4 protein-coding genes are annotated in these 7,244 nt (G+C 59.0%); 3 read left to right on the top strand and 1 reads right to left on the bottom strand.

Features of this window, described 5'->3' with window-relative positions:
• Positions 1-31: 31 nt before the first annotated feature.
• On the bottom strand, positions 32-2,161 hold the full coding sequence (gene recQ / locus BMZ46_RS28635; RefSeq protein WP_074692296.1) for a DNA helicase RecQ: 2,130 nt from the start codon (positions 2,159-2,161) through the stop codon (positions 32-34).
• Between the two features lie 277 nt (positions 2,162-2,438).
• Here recQ and BMZ46_RS28640 point away from each other — a divergent pair, with 277 nt between their 5' ends.
• The 3 genes from BMZ46_RS28640 to BMZ46_RS28650 all read left to right on the top strand — a co-directional run.
• Positions 2,439-3,026 carry a UPF0149 family protein gene (locus BMZ46_RS28640; RefSeq protein ID WP_007958400.1) on the top strand — a complete coding sequence of 196 codons (588 nt, stop codon included), beginning with the start codon at positions 2,439-2,441 and terminating at the stop codon, positions 3,024-3,026.
• Positions 3,027-3,036: 10 nt separating this feature from the next.
• Positions 3,037-3,432 (top strand): YbaN family protein, encoded by a 396-nt coding sequence (locus BMZ46_RS28645; protein WP_074692298.1) that lies wholly within the window; start codon positions 3,037-3,039, stop codon positions 3,430-3,432.
• A 240-nt stretch (positions 3,433-3,672) separates the two neighbouring features.
• Positions 3,673-7,244, top strand: a 3,572-nt coding sequence (locus tag BMZ46_RS28650; RefSeq protein WP_074692301.1) for an Ig-like domain-containing protein, incomplete at its 3' end; no start/stop codon positions are given.

A 7,244-nucleotide genomic window follows, 5' to 3' on the forward strand; every position in this document is an offset into this window, starting at 1 on the left:
CATCGGTATAGCGGTTGGCACAAACGCCCTCTCACATTTCAAACTCGGATTGCAGCGCAGCCCGTACGCAATACAGCACACCTTCAGGCACTCGACCGGCAAACAGCTCGGCCACTTCGGCGACCGACGGCAACTCGCCTTCGCCGTCGAGGAAAGCATCCTGCACTTCGCCCATCAGGTCTTCCGGCAGATCCAGCGCCTGTTCCAGCGACAGCTGCTGCTTGCCGATGGCTTCGGCGAGCATGGCGTAGACGTTCTTTTCCGAGCACTGCAATTGACCGGAGATCTGCAACGGCGTCATGCCGGCGCGGGCCAGGGTGATCAGTTCGTGACGCACGTCGGCCACCACTTTCGGCGCCTCGGCCTCGCCGCCGAGCACTTCGAGGAAGGCCTCGCCGTAACGCTCCAGCTTGCGCGCGCCGACGCCGCTGACCCGGGCCATGTCCGCCAGCGAGGTCGGCTGGCTGCGGAGCATTTCCAGCAGGGTCGAGTCGGGGAAGATGACGTACGGCGGCACGCCGTGTTCTTCCGCCAGTTTGCGCCGCAGGGCGCGCAAGGCTTCCCACTGTTCGCGTTCTTCGCCGCGCACCAGTTGACTGGCCGGGCTCTTGCTGCCGCTCTTGGCGGTGATCTGTGGTTTGAGGTCGCGGCGCAGTTCAAGGGTCACTTCACCCTTGAGCAAAGGCCGGCAGGTATCACTCAATCGCAGGCCGCCATAGCCTTCGTGATCGACATCCGCCAGACCACGGGCCACCAACTGACGGAACAGCGAGCGCCATTCGCTCTCGCTCAGCGCCTTGCCGACGCCGTACACCGACAGGTGCTGATGGCCGAAACTGCGGACCTTTTCGTTGTCCTTGCCCAGCAGCACGTCCACCAGATGGCCGACGCCATAACGCTGGCCGGTGCGGTAGATCGCCGACAGCGCCTGACGCGCAGGCTCGGTGGCGTCCCAGGTCTGCACGCCGTCGGTGCAGTTGTCGCAGTGACCGCACGGCTCGGGCATGTCTTCGTCGAAGTAGGCCAGCAGCGCCTGACGGCGGCAGCGGGTTTCTTCGCAGAGCGAGAGCATGGCGTCGAGCTTGTGCTGCTCCAGACGCTTGTGGCGCTCGTCGCCTTCGGAGTTCTGCAGCATCTGCTTGAGCATCACCACGTCTTGCAGACCGTAGGCCATCCACGCGTCCGCCGGCAGACCGTCACGGCCGCCACGTCCGGTTTCCTGGTAATACGCCTCAAGGGATTTCGGCAGATCGAGGTGAGCGACGAAGCGCACGTTGGGTTTGTCGATACCCATGCCGAACGCCACGGTGGCGACCATGATCAGGCCTTCCTCGTTGAGGAAGCGCTTCTGGTGATAGGCGCGCAGATCGTTGGGCAGACCGGCGTGATACGGCAGCGCCGGGAAGCCCTGCTCGGTGAGAAACGCGGCCACCTCTTCCACCTTCTTGCGCGACAGGCAGTAAACGATGCCGGCATCGCTGCGCCGCTCGGCGAGGAACGCCAGCAACTGCTTGCGCGGCTGCTCCTTGGGCACGATGCGGTAGAAGATGTTCGGCCGGTCGAAGCTCGACAGGAAACGCTCGGCATTCTGCAAATGCAGGCGAGTGACGATTTCTTCGCGGGTACGCTTGTCGGCGGTGGCGGTCAGGGCGATGCGCGGCACGTCGGGGAACATTTCCGCCAACTGCCCCAGTTGCAGGTATTCCGGACGGAAGTCGTGGCCCCATTGCGATACGCAGTGCGCTTCGTCGATGGCGAACAGCGCGATGTTCAAGCCTTGCAGGAACGACAGCATGCGCGGCTGCACCAGGCGCTCCGGCGCCAGATACAGCATTTTCACTTCGCCGCGCTTGATCCGGTTGGCGAGGTCGCGCTGTTGTTCGGCGCTCAGGGTGGAGTTCAACGCGGCGGCGGCCACGCCCAGCTCTTCGAGGGTGGCGACCTGATCGTCCATCAACGCGATCAGCGGCGAGACCACCACCGCCAGGCCGTCGCGCAACAGCGCCGGCACCTGGAAGCACAGGGACTTGCCGCCGCCGGTCGGCATCAGGACAAGGGCATCACCGCCACTGGCCACGCGCTCAATGATTGCACCCTGACGGCCACGGAAACTGTCGTAGCCGAAGATGTCCTTGAGGACGCGTTGAGCCTGTTCGAGCATAAAAACTCCAAAAATCCACCGAAACATCCCTGCACAGGCTGGTTCAAGACAGCCGAGACTGCTTTAAACAAAACGTAAGCGCGCATTGCATCGCGCCCTACATAATCAGCCGCGACACCGGCAGGGATCGCAAAGCGCGGCAGTATACCCGAGCCCTCCCCGGCAAAGGGCACCGCCGATAAGAAGCTTGTGCGGGCAAATCTGCCGTGCGGCTGGCTTGAGGGCTCAAGAAGGCCTAGAATTCCCGCATTGTTTATTCCCCCAAGGTAGCCCTTTAATGTCCTTCGCCGAGCAACTAACCCGCCTGCAAGTCTTCCTCGACGCCGACGAGCTGCATGAAGAGGCGCTGGACTACGTGGCCGCTCACGGCTACCTGACTGCGCTGTCGATCTGCGCCGACGTGGTGCCGGATCGTGAGTGGATCGACGCCCTGTTCGCCGAAGAGCCGCACTACAGCAGCGAAGCGCAGCGTGAAGAGATCGAAGCCACGCTGATCGGACTCAAGGCCCACATCGCCCGCCAACTGGCGTCGGACGAAGAGTTCGAGCTGCCATGCGAACTGGACCTGGGCGACGACCCGGACGATTCCGAACTGCGCGGCTGGTGCATCGGCTTCATGGAAGGCGTGTTCCTGCGCGAAGCGGCCTGGTTCGAAACCGCCGAAGAAGAAGTCAGCGAAATGCTCCTGCCGATCATGGTCGGTTCGGGCCTGTTCGACGAACAGCCCGAGTTCGAAGACATCGCCAAGGACGCCAACCTGATGGACGACATGATCGTGCAGATCCCGGAAGCCCTGACCGCGCTGTACCTGCTGTGCCAGGCGCCCGACGAAAAACCGGCGATCCTCAAGCCACGTCACCACTAAGATCCGGCCTATGGACAATCCCATAGGCAACCGCTCCCTGATGTTGCGCTACATCCTGCTGGCCATCGGCTGGCTGAGCGTGGCATTGGGGGTGATCGGGATTTTCCTGCCTGTTCTCCCCACTACACCCTTCCTGCTGCTGGCAGCCGCCTGCTTCGCCCGCAGCTCTCCGCGTTTCTATCAATGGCTGGTCGAGCATCCCCGGCTCGGACCATGGATCCGCGACTACCTCGATGGCAACGGCATTCCGCTCAAGGGCAAGGTCTACGCGATCGGGTTGATGTGGGCGAGCATTCTGTTCTCGTGCTATTTGGTGCCGCTGCCATGGGCGCGGGGGTTCATGCTGACCAGTGCGGTGCTGGTGACGGTTTATATCTTGCGGCAGAAGACGTTGTCCAAACCCTGATCTCACCCTGCCATCAAGCTTTTCAAAGCAACGAACCGTTCATCGGAAACGCTTGCCGACCTGTTATTTCTGACAGTCGACAATTCCCTCGCTTCACGCCTTAAATCACTCCAGTCCCGGATCCACAGCTCGAACGTCCAGATGTGCGTTCATGCCCGGTAATCCTGTAATCGCCGGCCTTCGCGTCCAAAACCAGAAACCCTTGACGCCATTGGTATTTCCCTTCGGATGGAGTTGATCATGTTCACTTTCCGCCGGTCCTTGTTCCCCAGTCGTAATGAACTGTTCGCTCCGTCTTCGGGATTGTACCCACCCTACTTCGCCGACATGGTCATCCCGGTGCCGGGTGCCGACGGGGGAATCAACAGAAAAGCATACGAAGCGAACGAGGCAGGGCTGTTTGCCGTTATCGACCCTTACCCGGATATGGCGATTGGTGACTTGCTGGAAGTCATCCTGAATGACAAAAAGGTCGGCGAACTCAAGGTCAAGGATGAGGACCTCGATCGGAGATGGTTCTTTTTCGTACGCACGGACGGGCTTGTACCAGGCCGCCTTTTCACCTGCCATTACGTATTGACCCGGGCAGGCGAAACCAAACCCGACGACCCATCGGCCACATTGACGCTGTTGCTGGAAGTAGACGACCCGGCCGGTGACGATGAGGAGCCCTTTGAACCTTGGCACTCGGCGCTGCCTATCGTCGGGCTACCGCAAGATGTCATCGAAAACGGCGTCACCAAACCATGGCTTGATAGCGGCGTGCCCCTGATCATCACGCGTTATCCAAACATCGCCGAGGGCGACATCATCCTCGTGAAGTGGGGCAGCGTGTTTCTTCCGCCTCATATTTTGACGCAGGCAGAAGTGGATGGCACCGTAGAGATTATCGTCATGGCCCGGCCCGAAGATATCCTGACGGCCGGCGACAGCGCCGCATTGATCATCCACTACAACATCTGCGATCTCGTTTATAACTGGAGTGTGAAGTGGTCAAAGTCCACTTCCGTGCAGGTCGATGCCGGGGTATCGCGCCTCAATGCACTCATCATCAAGGAAGCAGATGACGGAAAAATCATTCTTGCCGACCTGGACGCCAACCCTGTCACCCTGCAGGTACTGATCAAGGCCGGCGACGTCTACGCGGCGGGTGACACTCTCAAGTTCACGGTGATCGGCACCCCGATTCCCGACAGACCACCTCGAACGTTCACCGTTGAAGCCATAGTACGCACCCCGCCTTATATTCATGAAATCCCGGTTGAGTACGCATTCGTCAAACTCTTCGCACAAGGCACCCTCGATGCCTCTTATGCGTTACGTAAACAGGATGGCAGCCCGACACTTTATTCCAGGCGTACGTTCGCCACTGTGATCGGCAATCCATCATTGCTGCCGGCACCTGCCATCAGCGAAGTGGTCGGGAACATTTTGCCCGCCCTGATACAAGCGGCATCGGTGGTAATCAGATATCCCGCCATCAACAATGGCGATTTCCTGACGGTGATCTGGCTGGGTAAAAAATCCAACGGTGATGATTACCTGCATGAAGAAGAACACACCGTATCGGGCGAAGAGCAGAAGGCAGGCGAAGTGACGATTTACGTCATGGGCGAGCACGTCAAAGTCCTGGAAAACGGCAGTCTCAAACTTCAATACCGGGTATTCAACGATGATCCCGGCCAGTACGGCACCAGTGAGTCCGAGTTCCTGCGGGTCAACGTGGGATCATGGCAGGCAACGCATCCGGCACCCAAAGTTGAAGAGGCTCCGGATGACATTATCGACCCCTCGCAAACTGACAAGCTGGTTCATGTGCGGGTCTTGCCAGTGAACTGGGTCAAGGGCGATACGCTCACCTTCCGCTGGATCGGGATCAACCTTTACGGCAGTACATCCGGCTGCGTGCCGATCACGTTGGCGACAGTTGGCCAACCAGTACGATTCCGGGTGGACAAACAATATGTCTCGGCCAATATCGGCTACTACGTGAAAGTCATCTACACGTTGCTGCACGCGGCCACCGGAAAATACAGCTATTCAGACCCTCTTGAGGTGCTGGTTGGCATTCCCCTGGGCAAATTACCGCCGCCTACGGTCGCCCAGGCCCCTGGCGGCACTCTGAATCCGATGCACGCCATCAATGGCGTGGACATCGATTGCAGCTACCCGTCCATGGACGCCCTGCTCGACATACTCGGATTGAAATGGCGGGGCTCGCCAGGCGCCGGGACTTCGGAAGACGTGGAGAAACCCGCCGAGGCCACCGGCACCGTGAGATTCCACCTGCCGCCCTCCTTCGTCGGGGCCAACATCAACCGTGAGGTAGCGGTCAATTACGACGTCCAACGCTATGGCTTGTGGACCCCCTCGGAAATCCTTCCGCTGAAGGTTCTCAACTTCCCGAATCCTGAAACGGAACTGCCGCGGCCCGAGGTTCCAGAAGCAGCGGCAGGTGAACTGCTGGTAATGGAGCTCGCCGGGAACGCGAAGGTTCTGGTCAAGGCATGGCCTTTCATTGCCCTCAAGCAGTTGATCTGGCTGTATATCGAAGGCCAGGCCAGCACGGGCGACTATAGAATCGATCTACTCACCGCGCGTGAAGTGAACTCAACACAGCTCACACAAGGGTTGAATGAAACCCTGCTCAAAACGGAATTGCTGAAGCTGCTGCACGGCTCCAACGCCACCGTGGTTTGCAAGGTCATTTTCGATAACAGCACGGATGAAGATGCCGCCATCGTTTTCCCGAAACTGCCGCTGGTCATCCGCCAGCACTACGAGTACGTCACGCCTGTCATCACCACCGTGAAAACGCCATCGGGTACGGTCATTCCTGAGGCAGGTCAGACCTACGACAAGCGTTTGACGATCGAAGGGACAGCCACTCGGGCCGAGAAAGTCGATGTTCAAATCAATGGTGTACCCAAAGGTATGCCAAAGGTGGATGCCAGCAGCGAATGGACACTGACGGTGGATTTGATTGAGGGTTTGCACCGGGTAGAGGCAATTGCCCAATACGACGCCGATGACAAGGTCAGCGATCCGCGTACCTTTACAATTGCAGTCGCTACGAAGCCAAGCATTACAGCCGTTACGGACGCCAGCGGCCCGGTTGATGACAACGACACAACCTATTTTACTGAGGTCACGGTATCGGTTCATGCGGATAGTCACCAGACTGTGCAGCTTTACGACGGAATTACGGCGATTGGAAACCCGATACTTCTGGATGCAAGCGGCGCGGGAAGTATCAAGCTATCGAGCCTGAGCCTGAAAACTTACACACTCAAAGCCAAGGCAACCTATGGCGACCAACTCGAATCCGCAGTTCGAATCTTCAAGGTGGCGACTGCTTCGGCTCCGACCATCAAATCCATCACCGACGCTTTGGGTGAAGTCCCACCCAACGACATCACTTTCTATAACAGTGTGACCATCATCGGTACGGCCGTCGCCAATCAGCGTGTGCAAATCTACGACGGCGCTACTCCCATCGCTCCCGATACTCTCATCGACAACAAAGGGGAATGGACCAAAACGCTGAACGGCCTGAGCGCCACAGCCCATAACATCAAGGTCAAGGCGCTGTATGGCCCTCAACCGGAGTCTGCGGTTCGAGCCTTTACCGTGGCGGTTGCTTCGGCTCCGACCATCAAATCCATCACCGATTCCTTGGGCGAAGTACCACCCAATGGCATCACGTTCGATACCAGTGTGACCATTACCGGTACGGCCGTCGCCAATCAGCGTGTGCAAATCTACGACGGCATTACTCCCATCGCTCCCGATACTCCCGTCGACAACAAAGG

The organism is Pseudomonas sp. NFIX49 (genome assembly GCF_900115915.1).
GTDB lineage: Bacteria > Pseudomonadota > Gammaproteobacteria > Pseudomonadales > Pseudomonadaceae > Aquipseudomonas > Aquipseudomonas pharyngis.